The organism is uncultured Roseovarius sp., from assembly GCF_947259555.1.
In the GTDB taxonomy this organism is placed as follows: domain Bacteria; phylum Pseudomonadota; class Alphaproteobacteria; order Rhodobacterales; family Rhodobacteraceae; genus Roseovarius.
This window is the reverse complement of record NZ_CAMYMD010000106.1, coordinates 61,826-84,775: the sequence shown is the minus strand read 5'-3', so window position 1 is coordinate 84,775 and position 22,950 is coordinate 61,826. Positions and strand designations below refer to the sequence as shown.

24 protein-coding genes are annotated in these 22,950 nt (G+C 64.9%); 12 read left to right on the top strand and 12 right to left on the bottom strand.

What is annotated here, in order from left to right:
- Positions 1-29: 29 nt before the first annotated feature.
- The 5 genes from tolB to Q0X85_RS19000 all read right to left on the bottom strand — a co-directional run bounded on the left by tolB (position 30) and on the right by Q0X85_RS19000 (position 4,126).
- Complete coding sequence (gene tolB, locus Q0X85_RS19020; protein ID WP_297774649.1) at positions 30-1,355, bottom strand: Tol-Pal system beta propeller repeat protein TolB; 1,326 nt, start codon at positions 1,353-1,355, stop codon at positions 30-32.
- The gene (locus Q0X85_RS19015) at positions 1,352-2,461 is read right to left on the bottom strand and encodes an energy transducer TonB (protein WP_297774648.1); all 1,110 of its coding nucleotides are present in this window, start codon (positions 2,459-2,461) and stop codon (positions 1,352-1,354) included. The genes tolB and Q0X85_RS19015 overlap by 4 nt, the downstream gene beginning before the upstream one ends.
- A gap of 11 nt (positions 2,462-2,472) precedes the next feature.
- A complete protein-coding gene (tolR, locus tag Q0X85_RS19010; RefSeq protein ID WP_297774646.1) occupies positions 2,473-2,946 on the bottom strand; it encodes a protein TolR in 474 nt (157 codons plus the stop codon).
- A 3-nt stretch (positions 2,947-2,949) separates the two neighbouring features.
- Positions 2,950-3,645 (bottom strand): protein TolQ, encoded by a 696-nt coding sequence (gene tolQ / locus Q0X85_RS19005; RefSeq protein WP_297774645.1) that lies wholly within the window; start codon positions 3,643-3,645, stop codon positions 2,950-2,952.
- Positions 3,646-3,823: 178 nt separating this feature from the next.
- Complete coding sequence (locus tag Q0X85_RS19000; RefSeq protein WP_297774643.1) at positions 3,824-4,126, bottom strand: winged helix-turn-helix domain-containing protein; 303 nt, start codon at positions 4,124-4,126, stop codon at positions 3,824-3,826.
- A gap of 66 nt (positions 4,127-4,192) precedes the next feature.
- On the opposite strand from Q0X85_RS19000, the gene Q0X85_RS18995 reads away from it, so the two are divergent.
- Positions 4,193-4,423 (top strand): hypothetical protein, encoded by a 231-nt coding sequence (locus Q0X85_RS18995; protein ID WP_297774641.1) that lies wholly within the window; start codon positions 4,193-4,195, stop codon positions 4,421-4,423.
- A gap of 39 nt (positions 4,424-4,462) precedes the next feature.
- Here the strand turns inward: Q0X85_RS18995 and ybgC are convergent, their stop codons facing one another.
- Positions 4,463-4,861 (bottom strand): tol-pal system-associated acyl-CoA thioesterase, encoded by a 399-nt coding sequence (gene ybgC, locus Q0X85_RS18990; RefSeq protein ID WP_297774639.1) that lies wholly within the window; start codon positions 4,859-4,861, stop codon positions 4,463-4,465.
- Positions 4,862-5,082: 221 nt separating this feature from the next.
- Here ybgC and Q0X85_RS18985 point away from each other — a divergent pair, with 221 nt between their 5' ends.
- The 6 genes from Q0X85_RS18985 to Q0X85_RS18960 are packed head-to-tail and all read left to right on the top strand — an operon-like array spanning position 5,083 to position 11,004.
- Positions 5,083-7,956 (top strand): monovalent cation/H+ antiporter subunit A, encoded by a 2,874-nt coding sequence (locus tag Q0X85_RS18985; RefSeq protein WP_297774638.1) that lies wholly within the window; start codon positions 5,083-5,085, stop codon positions 7,954-7,956.
- A gap of 1 nt (position 7,957) precedes the next feature.
- Positions 7,958-8,311 carry a Na+/H+ antiporter subunit C gene (locus tag Q0X85_RS18980; protein ID WP_297774637.1) on the top strand — a complete coding sequence of 118 codons (354 nt, stop codon included), beginning with the start codon at positions 7,958-7,960 and terminating at the stop codon, positions 8,309-8,311.
- Positions 8,308-9,825, top strand: a complete 1,518-nt coding sequence (locus tag Q0X85_RS18975) for a monovalent cation/H+ antiporter subunit D (protein ID WP_297774636.1) — start codon at positions 8,308-8,310, stop codon at positions 9,823-9,825. The genes Q0X85_RS18980 and Q0X85_RS18975 overlap by 4 nt, the downstream gene beginning before the upstream one ends.
- Positions 9,826-9,839: 14 nt before the next feature.
- Positions 9,840-10,331: a Na+/H+ antiporter subunit E gene (locus tag Q0X85_RS18970; protein WP_297774635.1), complete on the top strand. Its 492-nt coding sequence runs from the start codon at positions 9,840-9,842 to the stop codon at positions 10,329-10,331.
- Entirely contained in the window at positions 10,328-10,597 is a 270-nt protein-coding gene (locus tag Q0X85_RS18965; protein ID WP_297774633.1) for a K+/H+ antiporter subunit F, read from the top strand. Before Q0X85_RS18970 ends, Q0X85_RS18965 begins: the two co-directional genes overlap by 4 nt.
- An 11-nt stretch (positions 10,598-10,608) precedes the next feature.
- Positions 10,609-11,004 (top strand): Na+/H+ antiporter subunit G, encoded by a 396-nt coding sequence (locus Q0X85_RS18960; protein ID WP_297774631.1) that lies wholly within the window; start codon positions 10,609-10,611, stop codon positions 11,002-11,004.
- An 8-nt stretch (positions 11,005-11,012) separates the two neighbouring features.
- Here Q0X85_RS18960 and plsY read toward each other — a convergent pair whose 3' ends face one another.
- The 6 genes from plsY to Q0X85_RS18930 all read right to left on the bottom strand — a co-directional run bounded on the left by plsY (position 11,013) and on the right by Q0X85_RS18930 (position 15,894).
- Positions 11,013-11,621, bottom strand: coding sequence for a glycerol-3-phosphate 1-O-acyltransferase PlsY (plsY, locus tag Q0X85_RS18955; protein WP_297774630.1), 609 nt, complete (start codon positions 11,619-11,621; stop codon positions 11,013-11,015).
- Positions 11,621-12,901: a dihydroorotase gene (gene pyrC, locus Q0X85_RS18950; protein ID WP_297774629.1), complete on the bottom strand. Its 1,281-nt coding sequence runs from the start codon at positions 12,899-12,901 to the stop codon at positions 11,621-11,623. Before pyrC ends, plsY begins: the two co-directional genes overlap by 1 nt.
- Positions 12,898-13,875: a DUF4268 domain-containing protein gene (locus Q0X85_RS18945; protein WP_297774628.1), complete on the bottom strand. Its 978-nt coding sequence runs from the start codon at positions 13,873-13,875 to the stop codon at positions 12,898-12,900. Before Q0X85_RS18945 ends, pyrC begins: the two co-directional genes overlap by 4 nt.
- Positions 13,876-13,976: 101 nt before the next feature.
- Positions 13,977-14,429 carry a hypothetical protein gene (locus Q0X85_RS18940; RefSeq protein WP_297774626.1) on the bottom strand — a complete coding sequence of 151 codons (453 nt, stop codon included), beginning with the start codon at positions 14,427-14,429 and terminating at the stop codon, positions 13,977-13,979.
- The gene (locus Q0X85_RS18935) at positions 14,426-14,956 is read right to left on the bottom strand and encodes a hypothetical protein (protein ID WP_297774625.1); all 531 of its coding nucleotides are present in this window, start codon (positions 14,954-14,956) and stop codon (positions 14,426-14,428) included. The genes Q0X85_RS18940 and Q0X85_RS18935 overlap by 4 nt, the downstream gene beginning before the upstream one ends.
- Positions 14,953-15,894: an aspartate carbamoyltransferase catalytic subunit gene (locus Q0X85_RS18930; protein WP_297774623.1), complete on the bottom strand. Its 942-nt coding sequence runs from the start codon at positions 15,892-15,894 to the stop codon at positions 14,953-14,955. Before Q0X85_RS18930 ends, Q0X85_RS18935 begins: the two co-directional genes overlap by 4 nt.
- A gap of 174 nt (positions 15,895-16,068) precedes the next feature.
- Here Q0X85_RS18930 and Q0X85_RS18925 point away from each other — a divergent pair, with 174 nt between their 5' ends.
- The 5 genes from Q0X85_RS18925 (at position 16,069) to Q0X85_RS18905 (ending at position 22,933) form a co-directional block, all read left to right on the top strand.
- Complete coding sequence (locus tag Q0X85_RS18925; protein ID WP_297774622.1) at positions 16,069-16,863, top strand: uracil-DNA glycosylase; 795 nt, start codon at positions 16,069-16,071, stop codon at positions 16,861-16,863.
- A complete protein-coding gene (locus Q0X85_RS18920; protein WP_297774621.1) occupies positions 16,860-17,480 on the top strand; it encodes a LysE family translocator in 621 nt (206 codons plus the stop codon). Before Q0X85_RS18925 ends, Q0X85_RS18920 begins: the two co-directional genes overlap by 4 nt.
- Before the next feature lie 6 nt (positions 17,481-17,486).
- Entirely contained in the window at positions 17,487-18,029 is a 543-nt protein-coding gene (gene moaB, locus Q0X85_RS18915; RefSeq protein ID WP_297774620.1) for a molybdenum cofactor biosynthesis protein B, read from the top strand.
- A gap of 105 nt (positions 18,030-18,134) precedes the next feature.
- The gene (locus Q0X85_RS18910; RefSeq protein WP_297774619.1) at positions 18,135-19,580 is read left to right on the top strand and encodes an HlyD family efflux transporter periplasmic adaptor subunit; all 1,446 of its coding nucleotides are present in this window, start codon (positions 18,135-18,137) and stop codon (positions 19,578-19,580) included.
- Positions 19,581-19,585: 5 nt separating this feature from the next.
- Positions 19,586-22,933, top strand: coding sequence for an efflux RND transporter permease subunit (locus tag Q0X85_RS18905; RefSeq protein ID WP_297774618.1), 3,348 nt, complete (start codon positions 19,586-19,588; stop codon positions 22,931-22,933).
- Positions 22,934-22,950 lie beyond the last annotated feature (17 nt).

Here is a 22,950-nt window from a genome sequence, read left to right as displayed (position 1 = left end):
CGCCAAGGAAACGCGGGGCGCGTCGCGCCTTAGTCCTGCAATGGCCCCCATGACGGATCGCTTGCCCCGCCATTGGTCGAGACCTGCTTGAGATTGCGCCCGGTGATGTCTACCGAATAGAGGCTTGCCTGCCCCTGCGCGCCCTGCGTCTCGCGGGTAAACATGATCACCCGGCCATTCGGCGCCCATGTCGGCCCCTCGTCGAGAAAGGACGCGGTCAGCAGACGCTCTTCGCTGCCATCGGTGCGCATGACACCGATGTGAAAGCGGCCCTTGGATTGCTTGGTAAAGGCAATGAGATCGCCGCGTGGCGACCAGACCGGAGTACCGTAGCGGCCCTGGCCAAAGCTGATCCGCCGCGCCTCGCCGCCGCCTGCCGCCATGATGTAGAGTTGCGGCGTGCCAGAACGGTCGCTCTCGAACACGATCTGGCGGCCATCGGGGCTATAGCTCGGCGCGGTCTCGATCGAGGGCGCGTTGGTCAACCGTGTGCTGGACCCGCTGCCGATATCCATGACGAAGAGATCGGTGTTGCCGCCTTGCGTCAGGGAATAGAGCACCGAACGCCCATCCGGGGAAAAGCGCGGTGCAAAGCTCATGGTGCCGTCTTGTGTGGGCAGCACACGGCGGCCGACATTCGCCACGTCGAGCACGTAGATGCGGGGAAACCCCGTCTCGTAACTGGTATAAAGCACCCGGTCGCCTGTGGGGGAAAACCGCGGCGCGAGGACAAGACTGGAACTGTCGGTGAGATATTTCAAGTTGGCCCCGTCGTAATCCATGATCGCCAACCGCTTGGCGCGTTGATTCTTGGGGCCGCTCTCGGAGACATATACCACGCGGCTGTCAAAATACCCGCCCTCTCCGGTGATCCTGCTATAGACCTGATCGGCGACCTTGTGCGCGATGCGCCGCCAGCCGTCGCGGGTGCCGACAAGTTGCAGGCCCGAGCCCAGCTCTTGCCCGGCGAACACGTCATACACGCGAAAACGGGCCACCACTCGGCCCGCGCCATCGACACTGACCGCGCCGGTGATCAGAGCCTGTGCATTGACGGCGCGCCAATCGGCGAATTGCACGGGGCTCTCGAAGCTGGTGATTCGGCTGATATGCGCCTCGGCCGGGATCTGGCGGAACAGGCCGGTGCCGGCCAGATCCGCCGAGATGACCCGGGCGATGTTGCGCCCCAGCTCTGTTCCGGCCGCTGTGTCAGCGACAAAATCGGGCGCGGCGAAGGGCATCGGCTCGATCACACCCTCGGTGATCTCGATCCGAAGCGGGCCACTGTCCTGGGCCTGCACGGGCATGGCCCAAAGCGTGAGGGCCGCAAAAAGGCTCATCATAAAACGCATCATTTGATCCTCATACTCTCCGGATTGAATGTCATTTCAATGTCACGCCATTGGTCGTATTTCTCGACCGGCAGGTCAAACCCGCGTGCGCCACAGCGTATGATCGCCCGGCGTGCGGCCTCGAAGGCCTGTCTCGCCGCACTGTCGCCGCCACCGCTGAAGCTCTGCATGCGGATCGAGCCGGTATCGGGCCTGGCATTCTCGCCCATGCGCACCGAAACCACAACCGTGGTGCCAAGCGCCTCGGTGCTGAGCGAACCGACATTCCAGCATTGCTGAACCGCGACCCGCAGCGCATCTTTTTCGCCAGCCGTGAGAGGCGGGCCGCTCGGACGGTCTTGCGTCGGCTCTGACGCACCGAGCGCGGCGGCGAGCGCGTCGTTGACAGCGCCTTGATCCGTCGCAGGGGCCTCGGTGGATGGCTCCGGCGTGTCGACCGCGGCACTTTCGGTGCGCGCCGCCGGGCGTGGCCTCGGGCGCAGGGACGCGGTCGGCGCGCTCTGTTCGGGCTCTTCGGCTTCTGTCACGATTTCGCTCGCCGCCTCTTCGGGGGCAGTGGCCTCGGCCGGCTCCTGTGGCACCTCGGCACCGTCTTCGGGGGTGACCTCGGGGCTGACCACGTCGTCAATCCGAGCATCCGGCTCGGGACGATCCACCGGCTCGGGCGCGATGCGCGGGGCCGGGCGGGGCTGCGGACGCGGCGATATCTCGGGCACCACGACGGCCACATCTTCTTGCGGCTGCTCAAGCGCGGGCGGCGTGTCCTCGACCTCAGCCGGTGCCGGAGGCGCGATCTCGCTCACATCGGGCGCCGCGTCAGGCGGGGGTGTCTCACGCGGCTCGGGCTGGCTGCTCTGCAAGGCTGCATCGGGCTCGGAAGCCAGCGGCGGGGCCGCGTCGCCCGGCGCGGGCGGCTCGGGCGTGTCGACATTGGCAACGGCCTCGGGCGCGCTCGGGCGCTCGACAAGCGCGGCATACTCCTCGGCGGAGATCGTCGTCGCCTGAACGACCTCGAACGGCGGCGGATCGGAGCGAAAGGCACCACCGATCAGGGCCCAGCCGATCAATGCCAGATGGCCCGCGCCCGATATGATCTGTCCGGTGTTCACCAGATACGCCCCTAGCCGCCCTGCCCGTCCAGCGCCGGGCCGCCGGCATCCGTGACCAGCCCGATATTGGCAAAGCCGCCCCGGTTGAGCGCGCCCATCACCTGCATCACCTCGGAATAGGGCACGGCGCCGTCTGCGCGCAGAAACACCCGCGTGCTGTCACGCTCTGTCGCGATGGCGCGCAGCCGCGCGACCAGCTCATCGCGGGCCACTTCGGTGGTCTGGATGCTCACACGGCCCTCGGACGTGACGGTGACTGTCAATGGTTCTTCATCCTCGCCCGGCAGTGAGTTGGCAGCGGTCTTGGGCAACTCTACGGGCACGCCCACGACCATCAGCGGCGCCGCGACCATGAAGATGATCAAAAGCACGAGCATCACATCGACAAACGGCGTCACGTTGATCTCGGCCATCGGTCTGGACCGCCCGCGCCCGCGACGCCTGCGGCCCGAATTGCCCGATTTCTGAACAACCCCCGCGCCCATTGTTCAACTGTCCAACTGGCGGCTGAGGATGGTGGCGAACTCGTCGGCAAAGGCCTCGTAGGACGCGACGATCCGGTCGGCGTCCGCGCTCAGCTTGTTATAAAAAATCACGGCCGGGATCGCCGCGAGAAGGCCCAGGCCGGTGGCCAGAAGCGCCTCTGCAATGCCCGGCGCGACGACGGCCAGGTTGGTATTTTGCTGCTCCGCAATCTCGATGAAGGCATTCATGATGCCCCAGACCGTACCGAACAGGCCAATGAACGGGGCAGTGGAGCCGACCGTGGCCAACACCTGAAGCCCGCCTTGAAGGCTCTCGGATTCCTTGACGATGGCCACATCCATGCTGCGGTCGATCCGCGCTGTGGCGCCGGCAATAAGCTCGCCATCGGTGCGATGACTGCGCCGCCATTCCATCATCCCCGCCGCGAAGATCCGCTCGGACTGGCCCGCAGGATCTGATCCGATCTCGTCAAACAGACCATCGAGCGGCTCGCCCGACCAGAACCGGCGGTCGAAAATGTCGGCCTCGCGCCTCGCGCGCCGGTAGGTGATGAGTTTTTGAATGATGATCGACCATGCCCAGAACGACGCTACGATCAGAATGAGCATCACGAGTTTTACGATAAGGGTGGCGCGCGCAAACAGCGCCCACATGGAGAAATCCATCTCCTGCGCCAATGCAAGGGTTTCTGCTTCCATTTGCCTGCTCTGCTTGTGTGTGGCCGTTTCCCGGCCTTATTGCGCATCAAACTACCCTATTTCCAAAGCGAAAGCCAACAGCATCCTTGCGGTATCGCAGGTTTGTGCCGGCACACGGCAGCGGTTCAGGCGGATATCTGCCGGATTAGAGCGGGTTTGTGAGGCCGATCCCAGCAGTTCAGGCCATTTGTCCCTCGAGCAGCATGTAGCCACGGCCATGCACGGTCTTTATACGACGGTTGCCCTCGTCGCCCTCGAAGATCTTTCGCCGCAAGCGGCTGATGATCCCGTCCACCGACCGGTCGCTGATCGACCAATCGCCGCCACGCACCGACTGAATGATCCGGTCACGCGACAGGATGGCATTGGTACGGGCGGCCAGAACCATGAGCACATCGAATTCCAAGATCCATGTCGATTTTGCCTGCGCGCATGACCCCGGCATGGGATTGGCGACGCTCTGTTCTTTGGCATGTTGCACGTCAAGGAACCCGTCGAATGGCCCATTCGCAAGAGCTTGCTTGTTGACCCGTCACAACGGGTGAGAATGATCTTTGAATACCCGGTGTTTGTCGGGCGCAACACAGAGGAGGTGCTGCGCGTGGCAAAGGCCCCGCAACTGCGCGACGGGACCGGCGCTGCAACGCCCGCAGATTGGGAGGAAGGCGATATGGCGATTATCCCGGACGATCATCCCGAATCTGCGGTGCTGCGCGATTTCGGCGCGGCCTCAACGACGCTCACCCCCGACTTGAGGGTGGTAAGCCAGAACACCTGACCAGCTTCCAGACGCCTCTCAAGAGCCAGGCCGGGGCAGTCAACTTGGCGCAGCGCGCAACACCGCAGGCAGCTTGACGGGTTTGCCTGCGAGCGTGAGACAGGCAATCGTGACCTTTGCAACAAAGACCTCGACATCGCCGCGCTTTACCTTTTGTTCCATCACCAGCCTCGCCCCGGACATGCTCAGCGTACGTGTCTCGATCTCGAGCGTGTCGTCAAAACGCGACGGCCCAAGGTAATCCGCCTCGACCCGACGCACCGCAAAGATCAACCCATCCCGCTCGCGCATCGTGTTCTGGTCAATGCCCAGATCACGCACCCATGCACTTCGGGCGCGTTCGATGAATTTTAGATAATTGGCGTGATAAACGATTCCGCCCATGTCGGTATCTTCATAGTAAACACGCAGGGCAAAGACGTGAGGGCTGTTTTGCAAGAGCGTTTTCCTGTCGGTTTTGCAGATGCAGCAAAGCACCGCCTCCTGAGCGGTGCAAGGTGTGCGTGGCGCTTGGGTGCGAAAAATCGTGACATATCGGGTTGTGGCGGGGCAGACACGCCGTATATTACCGTGGATCAACTGAAACGGCCCGAAAAGCGCACGTGTATCGCGTAGCCAAGACCGAGGTCGAAAACAGGGACAGGGGGGGCAGGACCAGAATGGATACCGCCGGGAGTTTTTTGCCGATCATCGCGGCGCTGCCCTTTGTTGGCGCGCTCTTTCCGGGGCTGATGATACGGGCAGGGCGCAACACCTGCGCCGCCTTCACCGCCTCTGCCACGATTCTTGCCTTGATCCTGCTATTGCTGTGCGTGCCTGCAGTGATGCGCGGCGAGGTGCTGACCTTTGGCATCGACTGGCTGCCCTCGCTCGGGCTCAACGTCAATTTCATGCTGGATGGGCTGGGGCTTCTCTTTGCAGGGCTGATCCTCGGGATCGGCCTTTTGATCATCCTCTATGCGCGGTTTTATCTCTCGCGAGAGGACCCGATGGGGCAGTTCTACACCTATCTGCTGCTCTTTCAGGGCGCGATGGTGGGCATTGTTCTCAGCGACAACATCCTGCTCTTGCTGGTCTTCTGGGAGCTGACCTCGCTCTCGTCCTTCCTGCTGATCGGCTATTGGAAGCATCTGCCCGAGGGCCGGCAGGGCGCGCGGATGGCGCTTACCGTCACCGGCCTCGGCGGTCTCGCGATGATCGGGGGCATGCTGATCCTCGGCAATATCGCGGGCAGCTATGACCTGAGCGTGATCCTGACACAGAAAGAGGCGATTCAGGCCAGCCCGATGTATCTGCCCGCGCTGATCCTGATCCTCTTGGGGTGCTTCACCAAATCGGCGCAGTTCCCGTTCCATTTCTGGCTGCCGCACGCGATGGCTGCGCCCACCCCCGTCTCGGCCTATCTGCATTCAGCGACGATGGTGAAGGCGGGGCTCTTTCTGATGGCGCGGATGTGGCCGGTGCTGGCGGGCACGCCGGAATGGTTCTGGATCGTGGCCTCGACCGGCCTCATCACCATGGTGATGGCCGCCAAGATCGCGCTCTTCAAGGATGATCTCAAAGCGCTTTTGGCCTTCTCCACGGTCAGCCATCTGGGCCTGATCACCATGCTTCTGGGTCTTGGTACCAAGGCGGCGGCGGTGGTGGCGGTGTTCCACATCATCAACCACGCGACGTTTAAGGCGGCGCTCTTCATGACCGCTGGCATTATCGACCACGAGGCGCATACCCGCGATATCAAACGGCTTGGCGGGTTGCGGCACCTGATGCCGATCACCTTCACCATCGCCACCATCGCGGCGCTGTCGATGGCGGGTATCCCGCCGCTCAACGGGTTCCTCTCCAAGGAAATGATGCTGGAAGAGGTGGCGCATGCCCACTGGATCGGGCCGCATTGGCTGATGGGCGCGGTGGCGACGCTCGGCGCGCTCTTCTCGGTGGCCTATTCCTTCCGCTACATCGCGCATGTGTTTCTCGGCAAGGAACGCAACGATTACCCCGCAAAGCCGCATGATCCGGGTTTCGGCATGTGGGCGGCCCCCGCCTTTCTGACGGTGCTGGTGGTGCTGATCGGGGTCATGCCGATGACCTTTGCCGGTGATCTGGTGAAGGTGACGGCGCAGGCAGTGACGCAGGCCGAGCCTCATGTGAAAATCTACCACTGGCACGGGCTCGTCCCCGCTCTGTGGATGTCGATCATAGCCGTGCTGGGCGGCGCGCTACTGCTGGCGCTGCATGGCCCGCTGATGCGGCTGTGGAGCGCCACGCCGCGCCCCGAGGCCAAGGTGATGTTCGATGCCGTGACCCGCGCCGCCACATCGCTGTCCAACGCGCTGACCGACGGCATCCACAACGGCGCATTGACGCGCAACGCCGCCGTTTTCGCCGTCGCGGTGATCATAGCCGGGGCGCTGGCCTGGTCGGGTGGCAACGCGCTCGGCCCGACGCGCGAGGCGCTGCCGGTCACCCTCATTCCCGCCATCGGCTGGCTGCTGCTTGTGCTGGCGACGATCTGCCTCGTGGCCTTCCACCGCAACCGATTTCTCGCGCTGGTGCTGATGGGGATCGTCGGGCTGATGGTCTCGCTCGGCTTCGTCTATTTCTCGGCCCCCGATCTTGCGCTCACGCAGATCTCGGTCGAGGTGGTGACGATCATCCTGCTGCTGCTGGCGCTCAACTTCCTGCCGCGCGAGACGCCAGCCGAAAGCAGCCCGGCGCGCCGGTTGCGCGATGCAGGCATCGCCATTGTCGGCGGCGTGGCGGTCACCGGCCTGACCTATGCCATCCTCGTGCGTGACTTTGCGCAGGAGAGCATTTCGGCCTTCCACCTGGCCAACTCCTACAAGGGCGGCGGCGGCACCAATGTGGTCAACGTGATCCTGGTGGATTTCCGGGGCTTTGACACCTATGGCGAGATCATCGTTCTGGGCATCGCGGCGCTGGTGATCTACGCGCTGACGGAAACCGTGCTCAAGGGGCCGGGGGGCCGCTGGCTCGCCAATTGGGACGCGCATCGCTATGCCGAGGCGGGCGACCGTCACCCGCTGATGATGGTGGTCGCGACCCGCGTGATGATGCCGATCGCGCTGATGGTCGGGGCCTTCATCTTCCTGCGCGGCCACAACGAGCCGGGCGGCGGTTTCATCGCCGGTCTGATCGTGGCCATCGCGTTCCTGATGCAATACATGGCCTCTGGCTTTGCCTGGGCGGAGGACCGGCAGCGCGTGACCTATCACGCTACCATCGGCCTCGGTGTGCTGATCGCGAGCGTGACCGGCATCGGCGCGTGGCTCAATGGGCGACCGTTCCTGACCTCGGATTACGGCTATCTGCATTTCCCGCCGATCGAGGAGTTTGAATGGGCCACCGCAATGGCCTTTGACGTGGGCGTGTTCCTGACGGTGGTGGGCGCGGTGATGCTGGCGCTCAACAGCCTGTCGAGCATGGCGCGCCGGTCGGGCGAGACGGTCAACGTCTTCCCGATGGATATCAACCCGGCACGTGAGAACGCGCCGAACGAGGGAGAGGCCTGATATGGAACTTCTGTTCGCGACAGCCATCGGGCTTCTCACCGCCGCCGGGATCTATCTCGTGCTGCGCCTGCGCAGCTTTCCGGTGATCATCGGGATTTCGCTGCTGACCTATGCGGTCAACCTCTTTCTCTTCGGCGCGGGGCGCCTGGCCATCAACCTGCCCCCGGTGCTGCGCAAGGGGGTCGAGACCTATACCGACCCGCTGCCGCAGGCATTGGTGCTCACCGCCATCGTGATCTCCTTCGGGATGACGGCGGTGGTGGTGATGCTCGCGCTCGGGGCCTATCTCTCGGGCCGCGAGGACAGTGTGAACATGGATGACGGCACCGCACCCGAGCAGGAGAAAGAGGCATGAACCACTGGATTATCGCCCCTGTTCTTCTTCCGGCGGTGCTCGCGGCGGTGCTGACCCTGACCATGCGGCACCATCCGCTCTTGCAGCGGGTGTTCTCGCTGGCGGGCGTGGTGGCGGTGCTGGCGGTGGCGCTTGGCCTGACGCTGCATGCCGCAAGCGGCGCAATTGAAGTCTATGAACTGGGCAACTGGCCCGCGCCGTTCGGCATCGTTCTGGTGCTGGATCGGCTGTCGGCGCTGATGGTGCTGCTGACGGCGGTGCTCGCGGGGCTGGTGCTGCTCTATGCCATCGGCTCGGGCTGGGATCAGCGCGGCAACAATTTCCATCCGCTGTTTCAGTTCCAGTTGATGGGCATCTTCGGCGCGTTCCTCACAGGCGACGCCTTCAACCTCTTCGTGTTCTTCGAGGTGCTGCTGATCGCCTCCTACGGGCTCATGATCCATGCAGGCGGGGCACGCCGGCTCAAGGCGGGGGTGCAATATGTCATCTACAACCTGCTGGGCTCTACCCTCTTCCTGTTTGCCCTCGGCACGCTTTACGCGGTGACCGGCACGCTCAACATGGCCGATCTGGCGGTGCGTGCGGCGGAAATCCCGGTCGAGGACAGCGCGCTTTTGCGCGTTGGCGCGATGCTGCTGTTCCTGGTCTTCGCCATCAAGGCCGCCCTCCTGCCGCTGCATTTCTGGCTGCCCGAAACCTATGCCGAGGCGCCCGCCCCGGTGGCCGCACTCTTCGCCATCATGACCAAGGTCGGCGCCTATGCGATCCTGCGCATGTACACGCTGGTCTTCGGCCCCGACCTGGGGGCCACGGCCGATCTCATCGACCAGATGATGATCTACGCGGCCCTCATCACCATCGCTGCGGGTATGATCGGCATTCTCGGGGCCAAGCGCCTCGGGCGGCTCGCGGCCTTTGCCTCCATCGGTTCGATGGGGACGCTGCTGATCGCCATCGCCGGTTTCCGCCCCGAGACCACGGCGGCGGCGATCTATTACATGCTCCATTCCACCTTCGCGGCGGCGCTTCTGTTTCTCGTGGTCGATCTGGTGCGCGAACGGCGCGGGGATATGGGCGGCGCGATACAACCCGGCCCGCGCATGGCGCAGCACGGGCTGATCGCGGCGCTGTTCTTCGGCGCGGCGATTGCATCGGCGGGCATGCCGCCGCTCTCGGGCTTCATCGGCAAGCTGCTGGTGCTCGATGCGGTGAGCGAGATGCAAGAGGTCTGGCTGATCTGGTCGGTGATCCTCGCCACCTCGCTCGTCGCGGTGCTGGGATTTGCGCAGGCTGGCAGCATGGTGTTCTGGAAACTCGCGCCGGCGACAGATGACACCCCGCAAGAGGCCCCCGCCCCGCAGCCCGCATTGCCGATTGTGGCGGTCTGCGCGATGCTGGGGGCGGTCATCGCGCTCTCGGTCTTCGCCGGGCCGATGATGGGCTATATCGAGGCCACGGCCACGCAACTGCACGCACCGGATGGCTATATCGCCGCCGTGCTTGGCACCAACTGAGGAGGGACAAGACGATGCTCCGCAAACTGCTGCCCCATCCCTTCCTCACGCTCACGCTGATCGTGGTCTGGCAGATGCTGGTCAACAAGCTGACCCTTGGCAACCTGCTGCTCGGCACAATTCTGGCCCTGATCATCCCGGTCATCACCTCGCCCTACTGGCCCAACCGGCCCAAGCTGCGCAGCGCGCCGCGTATCGTGGAATACGTGCTGGTTGTGCTCTGGGATATCTGCGTGGCCAATGTGCAGGTGGCCTATGTGATCCTGTTCAAAACCAATGCCAACACGCATCCCGCCTGGATTTCCATCCCGCTCGAGTTGCGCACCCCCGAGGCGATCACCGTGCTTGCGGGCACCATCACCATGACCCCGGGCACGGTATCGAGCGATGTCGCCGCCGACGGGCGCAGCCTGCTGGTGCATTGCCTCGACGCGCCTGATCCGGACGCCGTGCGCGACGAGATCAAGGCGCGCTACGAGGCCCGGCTGAAGGAGATTTTCGAATGATCGAGTATGCGCTCTATTTCGCCTTCGCCTGTTTCGGCCTCGGCCTTTTGATGAACATCTACCGGGTGATCAGCGCGCCCGCCGTGGGCGACCGTATCCTTGCGCTCGACACGATGGTGGTGAATGCCATCGCCCTGCTGGCGCTATTCGGCATCCACAAGGGCACGACGGTCTATTTCGAGGCCTCGATGATCATCGCCATGACCGGCTTTATCTCCACCGTCTCCTATACGCGCTTTTTGCTGCGCGGCGACATCATCGAATAAGGGGAAAGATCATGCTTATCGACATCCTCATTTCCGCCTGTCTGGTGATCAGCGGCATATTCGGGCTGGTGGGCTCGTTCGGCCTGATCAAGCTGCCCGACCCGATGATGCGCCTGCATGCGCCGACCAAGGCGACGACGCTCGGGGTCGGTGGCGCGCTGATTGCCTCGATGCTCTATTTCTACTTCGTCGTGGGGAATTTCTCGTTCCACGAATTGATGATCACGCTGTTCTTGTTCCTGACGGCACCGATCACCGGGCATTTCATCGCCAAGACGCATCTGCACCTGCTGCACAAGCCCACTGACCTGCCGCCGACCGGCACCGACCGGCCTTGGGCCAGCTATGAAAGCGACGCCGAACGTGCACGTGTGGAAGATGTGGCCGAGGCTGGGGCGTGGGACTGAGGCCCGGCTCAGTCCTTTTGTCCGATGCGCGGCTCGGTGCCGGCCTTTATGCGGACGATATTGCTGCGGTGACGCCAGAACAACACAAGCGTCAGGACAAACCCCAGCACCATCGCCGAACCATAACCAAACACCAGCATCCAGCCTGTCGAAAGCGCCGCAGCAACAATGGCCGCCTTGGATGAGATCCGGGTAAGCCAGGCCGTGGCAAGCCATGTGATACATGACGCGATCCCCACAGGCCACGCAAGCGCCAACAGGATGCCAAGAAACGTCGCGACGCCCTTGCCTCCGCGAAAGCCAAGCCACACCGGATAGCAATGCCCGAGGAATGCCCCGAGTGCAGCCACTTGCGCCGCATCCTCGCCCACAAAGGCGCGCGCCAGAAGCACCGCCACCGCCCCCTTGCCACCATCGAGCAGGAGCGTCAGCGCGGCGGCGGCCTTGTTGCCTGTGCGCAGGACATTCGTCGCCCCGATATTGCCCGAGCCGATCTCGCGCAGGTTGCCCAGCCCCATGACACGCGCCAGCACCATGCCAAACGGGATCGCCCCAAGACCGTAACCGATCACGGCCCAGAGCAGGAGAACGCCAAAACTGCTTTCAATCAGGGGCATTATTCAGCCTCGTATACGCGGGTTCCGGCCACATAGGTCGCGGTGACCCTACCCTGTAGCCGCGCCCCGTCAAAGGGGGTGTTCTTGGATTTCGACTTCAGCGCGAACCGGTCCAGCACGAAGGGCTTGCCGGGATCGAACAGCACCAGATCTGCGGGCGCGCCCTTGCTCAGCCTGCCACAGTCAAGCCCCAGCCGCTTGGCAGGGTTGAGCGACATCGCCCGCCACAGCGTCGGCAGATCGAGCGCCTCTGCATGATAAAGCCGGAGTGCTGCCGGCAACAGCGTCTCCAGTGCCACCGCCCCGCTCGCCGCCGCCTCGAAGGGCAGGCGCTTGCTTTCTTCGTCCTGCGGGGTGTGCATCGAGGAAATGATATCAATCAGCCCCTCGCGCAGCGCCTCTATCACCTCCTGCCGGTCCTCTTCGGAGCGCAGCGGCGGCTTGACCTTGAAGAAGGTGCGGTAGTCCGACACATCCAGCTCATTGAGCGTCAGGTGATGGATCGAGGTGCCGGCCGTGATATCCAGCCCGTTGCGCTTGGCCCGTTGCAGGGCGGGCAGCGCGCGCGCCGTGGTGATCTGATCGGCATGGTAGCGCGCGCCGGTCATCTCCAGGAGCGCGATGTCCCGGTCAAGGCCCATCCGCTCGGCCATGGGCGATACCGCAGGCAGGCCGCGCAGACTGGCGAATTTGCCGGAGGTCGCCGACGCCCCCGCGCTCAGCCCCGGCTCCTGCGGGTGCCCGATCACCAATGCACCGAGGCTGCGCGCATAGCTCAGCGCGCGGCTCAGCACCTTGGTGTCGCGCACCACATGGTCGCAATCGGTAAAGGCCACGGCACCGGCATCCATCAGAAAGCCGATCTCGACCATCTCGCGCCCCTCGCGCCCCTTGGTCAGCGCGGCCATCGGCAGCACGTTCACCGGGGCCGCCTCATTGGCGCGGCGCTCCACGAATTCCAGCACCTCGGGCGTGTCGATGGCAGGCAGCGTGTCGGGCCGTGTGGCCATGGTGGTGACGCCCCCCGCCGCCGCCGCGAGACCGGCGGAGCGATAGCTTTCCTTGTGCCGCTCACCCGGCTCGCAGACCTTGACCCCGATATCGACAATGCCGGGCGCGAGACACTGCCCGCCGCAGTCGATCACGGTGTCAGCCTGCGGCACCTCGTCCCCGCTCCCGCGCGCGGCGATCACGCCCTTTTGGGTCAAGAGCCAGCCCGGCGCATCCGTCCCCGCCTCGGGATCGATCAGGCGGGCATTGGTGAAAAGGTTTGTGGTCATAAGCTCTTATCCCCAACAGTGGAATGCCGGAGTTCGCGAACAAACGGCCGAAATACATCGTAGAATTTCTGCGCATGGCTAGCGAGCCACTTGTGTTGACGTAACCAGTCGCTCCTGTCGCTTACGTTGACGTAGATGGTCTCGCATATGCGCGCGTCCGTTTTATCCGGCAAGCGTTGCCAGTCCAGCGCTCCGCCATACGCTTGCTCGATCGCCTCTCGATTCGCTTTCAGAGCGTCGAAATACAACTTAGCGGTCCTGCCGGATAAATAGATTTCAACCCTTGCCCAATTGTCCCGTGTATTCAAAGACATATTGAGAGACACCCCTGTCTTTCCGATACCGTGGCCCACCCAAGATGCTGCGTTCGGCGAGACCGGACGTAACTGCCCAGTATCTTTCGCGATCTCTTCCTGTACGCCGGTCCAGTACTCGCGCTGCATCTGCCTCGTGGGTGAAAGGTCTCCATCCTCCACCGCCTTCTTTGCCGCCGATGTACTCCGCGACCAATCATTCGGTTTGCTCACCACGTTGAACTTTGGCGCGGCAGGGCTGTCTCCTATACGCCAAAGCTCAACTTCAAGCGCGAAGAACCGAACCTCGGTATCAGTGATCTCATTCAACCAATCCATCGCTGCGCGGTGTTCATCAGCCACCCGCGCCGCAATCCAGACGATGGTGACCGCATCCAACCCCGCAGCATAGGTCATCAACTGTCCCAAATGCGTGTGATCGGTGCGCTCAAGTTGGTTCTCGACAAGCACCCAACGATCCGAAAGCGTGTCCTTGCACAAGATATCGGCGCGAAAAGGCCCGACATTCTGCTCGACAGCCTCCAACTCAAGGTCAATTCCAAGAGTTTCCGCCAAGAGCGCGAGATTATCTTCGCGCGCGAGCCACGGGGTGAAATCCTGCGCCTCCGATTGCCAGATGTCGCGCAACTCGACGCGCCGGAGCCGTCCCAAATCACTCATCCCGCCACCCAGACCATCACCACCGTGAGCGCCACGATTACCAGCAGCGCCAGCATCGCGATCTTGCCGGACATGCGCGGATCTTTCGGTTCCTGCATCGCTCAGCCCTCCTTCAGACCGGCGGCGGCGCGGATGCGCGCCTCGACGCCCGCACGGTCGGCCTGATACTTGATCAGGTGCTTGTCCCCGGCGGCGGTGACCACCTGCACGGCGCTGCCCAAGCCCCGAACGGTCTTGATCTCGGCCAGCCGCACGGCGCGCGTTTGCGGGCCAAGGAGGCGACGGTCGGTCAGGTCCCACCGCGCCGTGAGCTCGTCCGAGGCCACGTAACCCGCACGCACGGCAATCGCGGCCAGCCCGCCGACCGCGCCGGTCCAGGCATGCGGATTGCCGATGGCCCAGAGCACCGCCATGCCAAGCGCCATCGCCCCCGCCGCGAGCCAGGCATGATCGCGCCAATAGGTCGCGCGGTCGGGATGAAAGCAGTGCAGCACCCGCTCGCCCTCGGCCAGCGGGGTGGTTGGGGTCATGGAATGGATCAGGCCCTCACTCATGAGCGCCCCATAAGAAAGGCCGCCAATCCAAGTCCAGCCAATAACAGGACCACCAGCGCCAGCGCCGCCCGGCGCATGCCGGGCGGGGCCTCGGCCGGTTCGCCCGTGCCCGCAACCGTGCCATGCGCCCCACCTGCGGGCAGCGGATCAAAGCTGACCGCCGGCACATCCTCTTCGAGCCGAGCCACGAGACGCAAACCCGCCCCAACGCGCATTTTCATCGCTCGGCCGCCAAAGGCGCGGGACGGCAGGATCAGGACCCGGCCAGTAAGCCCGTCAAGCTGCCCGCGCATCTCCCGAAGCTGCCTCTCTTGGATTCCATGACCCTCGGCCAGATAGGTCGAGAGCGGCATGTCCTGCAAATCCTCGAGATCGAACAGCTCTATTTCCTCGCTATGCAGATCCCCGTCGGCACCGAGGCTGTCCAGTACAGCCGCGTCTTGCAGGGGTGCAGCCTTGTCCTCCATCACGGCAAAGACACGCACGACATGCGCCTCCTGCGGCGGAATATCGAGACGCAGGCTCATGCAGCCCGCCGCGCCCGCAAATTGCGCGCCAGCAGATCCATCGCCGCCATGCGCACCGCAACGCCCATTTCAACCTGATCCTGAATGACCGAGCGGTTGATATCGTCGGCAATCTCGCCGTCGATTTCGACGCCCCTGTTCATCGGGCCGGGATGCATCACGATGGCATCCTCTTTGGCATAGGCCAGCTTCTCGGCATCGAGCCCGAAGCGGTGGTAATACTCCCGCTCGGACGGGATGAACCCCCCATCCATCCGCTCGCGCTGAAGCCGCAACATCATCACCACGTCGACGCCTTCAAGGCCTGCGCGCATATCGTCAAAAACCTCGACGCCGAACGCCTCGATCCCCGAGGGCATCAGCGTCGGCGGGCCGATCAGGCGCACGCGGTTTTCCATCTTGCCCAGAAGGATGATGTTCGAGCGCGCCACACGGCTATGCGCGATGTCCCCGCAGATCGCGATATTGAGACGATGCAGCCGTCCCTTGGCGCGCCGGATCGTCAGCGCATCCAAGAGCGCCTGGGTGGGGTGCTCGTGCCGACCGTCACCCGCATTCAGCACCGCGCAACGCACCTTTTGGGCCAAGAGATCCACGGCGCCGGATTGCGGATGCCGTACAACCAGCAGATCGGGATGCATCGCATTGAGCGTCATCGCCGTGTCGATCAGCGTCTCGCCCTTCTTGATGGAGCTGGCCTGCATCGCCATGTTCATCACATCCGCGCCCAGCCGCTTGCCCGCCAGCTCGAAACTGGCCTGCGTGCGAGTCGAATTCTCGAAGAACATGTTGATCTGCGTCAGGCCCGCCAGCGCGTCGGCATGCTTGGCATCGCTGCGGTTGAGCGTGACGTACTCCTCGGCAAGATCGAGGATCGCGGTGATATCCCCTTGCGACAGCGGCTCGATCCCCAAGAGATGCGCGTGCGGAAATGTCATGCTGTCCTCCGACCGGTGTGCCGCCTTCTTAAGACCCCGGCCCGCCCGGGGCAAGGCGGGGATTAACGGCCGCAGCCGCTTCATCTTTCCGGAAATGCGCAAATTCCTCTGCTTTGACACCGCAAGGATCATCAGCCCTTTTCCACAGCGTCCGCGCGGGATAGCCTCACGCGCATGGAATCGCCCCTCACCTCCGAGACAGCCCTTGCCAGCCTTGCCTGGCAGATAGAGCTTGGCGCAACCGAGGCGGTCGGCGATGCGCCGGTCAATCGCTATGAGTTGCCCGAGAAACTGGCGAAACCTGCCGCCAAGCCGGACACCGCAACGGCCACGCCCGTGATCCCCGCGCCACAGGCCAAGGCCGACCCGCTGGCAGAGGCGGAAAGAGCCGCCGCAGCCGCGCCCACGCTCGACGCGCTGCGCGCTGCTCTTGACGCCTACCCGCATTGCGATCTGCGGCGCGGCGCGCGCAATCTGGTGTTCAGCGACGGCCACCCCGCCGCGCGGCTGATGATCATCGGCGAGGCACCGGGCCGCGACGAGGACATTCAGGGCAAGCCCTTCGTGGGCCGTGCCGGGCAGTTGCTGGACCGGATGTTCGACGCCATTGGCCTGTCACGCGGGGCCGAGACGCCCGAGGCCGCGCTCTATATCTCCAATATCCTGCCCTGGCGTCCGCCGCAGAACCGCGACCCCAATGCCGACGAGATCGCGATGATGCGCCCGTTCATGGCGCGGCATGTGGCGCTGGCCAACCCCGACGTGGTTGTCCTGATGGGTAATATCAGCTGCGAGGCGGGGCTTGGGCGGCGCGGCATCACCCGGCTGCGCGGGCAGTGGTCTGAGGCCTATGGCAAACCCGCCCTGCCGATGTTCCATCCGGCCTACCTCTTGCGCAACCCGGCGGCCAAGCGCGAGGCTTGGGCCGATCTTCTGGCGCTCAAGGCGCGGCTTGCGGGGCGGGCATGATCGTCGATCCGCTGACCCTGCTTGCGTTTGTCCCCGCAGCCCTCGCGCTCAACCTGACGCCGGGGGCGGACATGATGTTCTGCCTCGGCCTTGGGCTGCGGGCAGGTCCGCGCCCCGCCATCGCCGCGAGCGCGGGCATCTCGGCGGGCGGTATCGTGCATGTCACGCTGGCGGGGCTGGGTCTGGCCGCCGTGATCGCCGCCCTGCCGCTGGCGCTCGACGTGATCCGCTGGCTTGGCGTGGGCTATTTGCTGTGGCTGGCATGGGGCGCGCTGCGTCAGGGGCCGATGCGCCCCGACGCGCCACGCCTCAGCCCCGCCCGCGCCTTTCGCGAGGGCATGCTGGTGAACCTGCTGAACCCCAAGGTGATCCTCTTCGTGCTGGCTTTTGTTCCGCAATTCATCGACCCTGCCCGCGCGATCCTGCCGCAATTCCTGATCTACGGCCTCGTGCTGGCCGTGGGCGGGTTTTTCATCAACGGTGCGGTCGGGGTCTTTGCCGGCGGTGTTGGCCGCCGCCTGGCCACCTCGGCGCGCTTCAATCGCGGGCTGGGCTACGCCTCGGCCGCGATCTTCTCGGCGCTCGCCGCCCGTCTCGCCCTCATGTCCCGGAGCTGACCCCCCATGTCCCGCATTGATGACACCAAGGATTTCATCCCCGTCCGCATCGCCGTTCTTACCGTGTCGGACACCCGCGACATGGCCGATGACCGCTCGGGCGATACGCTGGTCAAGCGGCTTGAGGCCGCGGGCCATATCCTCGCCGACCGGATGATCGTGCGCGACGAGCGCGATCAGATCGCCGATCAGCTGCGTGAATGGGTCACGAGCCCGGAGGTGGATGTGGTGATCTCCACCGGCGGCACCGGCCTTACGGGGCGCGATGTCACGGTCGAGGCGCATCGCGATGTCTACGAGAAAGAGATCGACGCGTTCGGCACGGTTTTCACCATGGTCTCGATGCAGAAAATCGGCACCTCGGCGATCCAGAGCCGCGCCACCGGCGGCGTCGCGGGGGGCACCTATCTCTTTGCCCTGCCCGGCAGCCCCGGCGCCTGCAAGGACGCCTGGGACGAAATCCTCAGCCCTCAACTCGACTACCGCCACCGCCCCTGCAACTTTGTCGAGATCATGCCACGGCTCGATGAACACCAGCGCCGGAAATGAGTGCGCCCCGCGTATAACCCTCCCGTGACTTGGCATTTGGCCTGTCGCGGTTAAATGTAGTCCATCCGCCAGCCAGCCGGGCCGGTACTATGAGAGTGGCACGCCATGCGGTTTCTGCGTCAGGGGCTTTTCGGTCTCTTCCTTTTGTCACTGACCCTGGGTCTGTTGGCCTATGCCGGTCAGATCGTGGTCAGCGCCGTGCAGGAGCGCATGGCGCAGGAGCCGCGCGCACCCGAACGTCGCGAGCGGGTCTTTGCGGTGCGCACGGTAACCGCCGAAGAGGCCCGGATCGCCCCCGTCCTCACCGCCTTTGGCCAGATCGAGAGCCGCCGCACGCTGGAAATCCGCGCGCAGGTGACCGGCATCCTCACCGAGCTTTCGCCGGATTTCATCGAGGGCGGCGCGGTGCAGACCGGGCAGTTCCTGGCCCGGATCGACCCTGCCGACTCCGAGACCGCCGTCAGCCGCGCGCGCACCGATCTCGACGATGCCCGCGCCGAGGAGCGTGAGGCGGCGCGCGCGCTCGACTTGGCGCGTGACGAGCTGGCGGCGCGGCGCGATCAGGCCGACATCCAGGACCGGGCGCTGGCCCGTCAGCGCGATCTGGAGGATCGCGGCGTCGGCACTCTGACGGCCGTGGAAACCGCCGAATACAACGTCGTGCAGGCGCGTCAGGCGGTGCTCGCCAGCCGTCAGGCGCTGGCCTTGGCCGAGGCCCGCGTCGATCAGGCCAAGACCGCCGCCGCCCGCGCCGAGCTTGCCCTGTCCGAGGCCGAGCGGCGGCTGGCGGAAACCCGCATCACTGCCGGGTTTTCCGGCACGCTCAGCGATGTGACCGTGATCGAGGGGCGGCTGGTGACGGCCAATGAACAGATGGCCACGCTGGTCGATGGCACGGCGCTCGAGGTGGCGTTCCGCGTCTCGACCTCGCAATATGCCCGGTTGTTGGGTCCGGACGGCACGCTCCTGCCCGCGCCCGTCACCGTGACGCTGGATACCGGCGGGCTCGACCTGACCGCAACCGGCCAGATCACCCGGCAATCCGCGAGCCTCGCCGAAGGCGAAAGCGGCCGCATGCTCTTTGCCACGCTCAGCGATGCCCCGGCCATGAAGCCCGGCGATTTCGTGTCCGTCAGCGTCGAAGAACCCTCGCTCGACGCGGTGATCCGCCTGCCCGCCACCGCGCTCGGGCCGGATAGGACGGTACTGGCGCTTAGCTCGGATGAGCGGCTTGAGAGCCTGCCCGTCACCCTGCTGCGCCGTCAGGGCAACGACATCCTCGTGCGCGGCGCGGGGCTAGCCGGGCGCGAGGTGATCAGCGAACGCAGCCCGGTCCTCGGCCCCGGCATCAAGGTGCGCCGACTGAGCCCCGAGGCCAATGCCGGGGCGACGCTCAACCTCAGCCCCGACCGCCGCGCCCGGCTGCGCGCCTATGTCGAGGGCGACCGCGCCATGCCCGAACCGATGCGCGCCCGCCTGCTGGCGGAACTGGAGCGCCCGCAGGTGCCCGCGCAGACCGTCGAACGGCTCGAACGCCGGATGGGGGGCTGAGGCCCATGACCGGCGTCATCTCATGGTTCACCCGGCACCGCACGGCGGCCAACCTGCTTCTGGTGCTGCTGATCGCGCTTGGCCTGATGGCAATGCCGCGCATGCGCGCGCAATTCTTTCCCGACATCATCATCGACAATGTCACCGTCTCGGTCACATGGGACGGGGCCAGCGCCGAGGACGTGGACAATGCCATCGTGCAACTGATTGAGCCCGCCCTGCTGGCGGTCGAGGGCGTCGAAAGCTCGAATGCATCAAGCCGCGAGAACAGCGCCTCCGTGGTCCTCGAATTCGAACCCGACTGGGACATGGGCCGTGCCGCCGACGAGGTGCAGGCAGCACTTGACCAGATCACCACCCTGCCCGACGAGGCCGAAGAGCCGGTGGTGCGGCGCGGGGCTTGGCGCGACAGCGTCACGGATGTGGTCATCACCGGCCCCGTTGGCACCGAGCAACTGGCGCGAATTGCCGACGAATTCGTCACGCGCCTTTTCGATGCGGGCGTCACCCGCACCACCATCGAAGGCGTCGCCGCGCCTGAAACCGTGGTTGAGGTGCCCGGCGCCAACCTGATCGCGCATCGCATCACGATGCAGGAGATCGCGAGTGCCATCGCCGCCGAGATCACCACCGATCCGGCAGGCGACATGGAGGGGGCCAACACTCGGGTGCGCACCGGCACCGCCAAGCGGACGCCCGACCAGATCGCCGATATCCCGCTCCGGATGGAGCGCGACGGCACCGCCCTCACCATCGGCGACGTGGCGCATATCCGGGTGGCCGGGGCAGCGCGGGACGTGGCCTATTTCGTGGGCGAGCGGCCCGCCATCTCGGTCAGCGTGGCCCGCTCGGCCAAGGGCGATGCGCTCGATATCGAGGCGCAGGTGCGCGAGGTGGCGGGCACCATGCTGCAAACCCTGCCCGAGGGCGTCTCGATCGACCTCATCCGCACCCGGTCCGAGGCCATATCGGGCCGTCTCGACATGCTGCTCGACAATGCGCTGACCGGGCTTGCGCTCGTGGTCGGGCTGCTCTTTCTCTTTCTCAACGCGCGCACCGCCTTTTGGGTGGCGGCGGGCATTCCGGTGGCCATGCTGGCGGCGGTGGCGATCATGTATGCCGCTGGTCTCACGCTCAACATGATCTCGCTGTTCGCGATCATCATTACCCTCGGCATCGTGGTGGATGACGCCATCGTGGTGGGCGAACATGCCGACGCGCGTCACCGCCGCTATGGCGAGCCGCCGATGGTCGCCGCAGAACGCGCCGCCGGGCGCATGGCGCTGCCGGTCTTTTCGGCCACGCTGACCACGCTGATCGCGTTTTTCGGCCTCGCGGTGATCGGCGGGCGGTTCGGGGATCTGATCTATGACATTCCCTTCACCGTGATTGCCGTGCTGGCGGCGAGCCTTGTGGAATGCTTTCTGATCCTGCCCAATCACATGGCCCACGCGCTCGCGCATTCGGCCAAGGCGCATTGGTACGACTTGCCCAGCCGGGTGGTGAACCGGGGCTTTAGATGGGTGCGTGAGCGGGGGTTTCGCCCGGCTTTGGGCCTGCTGCTCCGGGCGCGCTACGCGGTGCTTGCGGGTGCGGTGCTGCTGCTGGCCACGCAGATCGGCAGCTTTTTGCAGGGCGACGTCACGTGGCGCTTTTTCAACGCCCCGGAACGCGGCAGCGTGTCGGGCAATTTCGCCATGGCCCCGGGGGCGAGCCGCGCCGACACGCTGGCGCAAATGCGCGAGATGCAACGCGCGACCGAGGCGCTTGGTGCGGAATATGAGGAGCGCTATGGGGCCAATCCGCTCAGCTATGTGATCGCCCAGGCGGGCGGCACTTCGGGGCGCGGTCTGTCGGGCGCGGACACCAAGGATGCCGATCTTCTGGGCGGCATTTCCATCGAGCTCATTGATCCCGACCTGCGCCCCTATTCCAGCTTTGCGTTTGTCGCCGACCTTCAGGAGAAGGTCACCCAACTGCCGCTCACCGAGACGCTCAGCTTTCGCGGCAGCCGATCGGGCCCCGGTGGCGACGCGCTCGACGTGGAACTGCACGGAGCGACGGCAGACGAGCTCAAGACTGCCGCCGAAGCCCTCAAATCCGCGCTCGCGCGCTACCCGGAGGTCTCGGCGCTCGAAGACAACCTCGCCTATGACAAATCCGAACTGATCCTCGATCTGACGCCGCAGGGCGCGGCCATGGGCTTTACCATCGACGATCTTGGCCGCATCCTGCGCCACCGGGTGAACGGGATCGAGGCCGCCACCTATCCCGACGGTCCGCGCTCGGCCGAGGTGCGGGTCGAGCTGCCACGGGGCGAGTTGACCGCCGATTTCCTCGATACCATGCAATTGCGCGCGCCCTCAGGCCAATACGTGCCGCTTGGAGACGTGGTCAGCCTGACCGAGCGCACCGGCTTTGCCACCGTGCGGCGCGAGAACGGGCTGCGCCTGATCAACGTGACCGGCGACATCTCCGAAGACGACCCGGCCCGCGCCGCCGAGATCAGCCGCGCATTGGAGACCGAGATCCTGCCCGAGATCGCCGCCACGCATCAGGTCGAATACCGCCTCGCGGGGCTGAGTGAACAAGAGGATGAGTTCATGGCCGACGCCCGCATGGGGTTGATCATGACGCTTCTGGGCATCTACCTCGTGCTGTCGCTGGTCTTTGCCAGTTGGACCCGGCCCATGGTGGTGATGGCGATCATCCCCTTCGGCCTTGTCGGCACGATCTGGGGCCATGCGCAATGGGATGTGCCACTGTCGATGTTCACCGTGGTGGGCCTGCTGGGCATGACCGGGATCATCATCAACGATTCCATCGTTTTGGTGACCTCGATTGATGAGCACGCCGAGTCACGCGGGCTGATCCCCGCCATCATCGAGGGCACCTGCGACCGGTTGCGCCCGGTTCTGCTGACGACGCTGACCACCGTTCTGGGCCTCGCACCGCTGCTCTTTGAGCGGTCCACGCAGGCGCAATTCCTCAAACCCACAGTGATCACGCTGGTTTACGGTCTGGGCTTCGGCATGCTCTTGGTGCTGCTGGTGGTGCCTGCCCTGCTGGCCATCGGGCGCGACCTTGCGCAGCCCGTGACCACCCTGCGCCGGGGCCTGCGGGTGCGCCGCGCGGGGCTGCGCGTGACGCTTGGCACGGCGGCAATGATGATCCTCGGCTGGTTCACGGTGACACTGGGCTGGACGCTGACCACGGGTGCCCTGCCCGCGCCCTTTGCGACGCTCCTGCCGCTGGCCCCGCTGATGGCCGCGCTCGCACTCTTCGTCACTGGCGCGGCGCTGCTCCTGATGCTGGTCTATCTGACAGCGGCCCTTGCCCGCCGTCCCGCCTGATCGCCCTTGCGCACGCC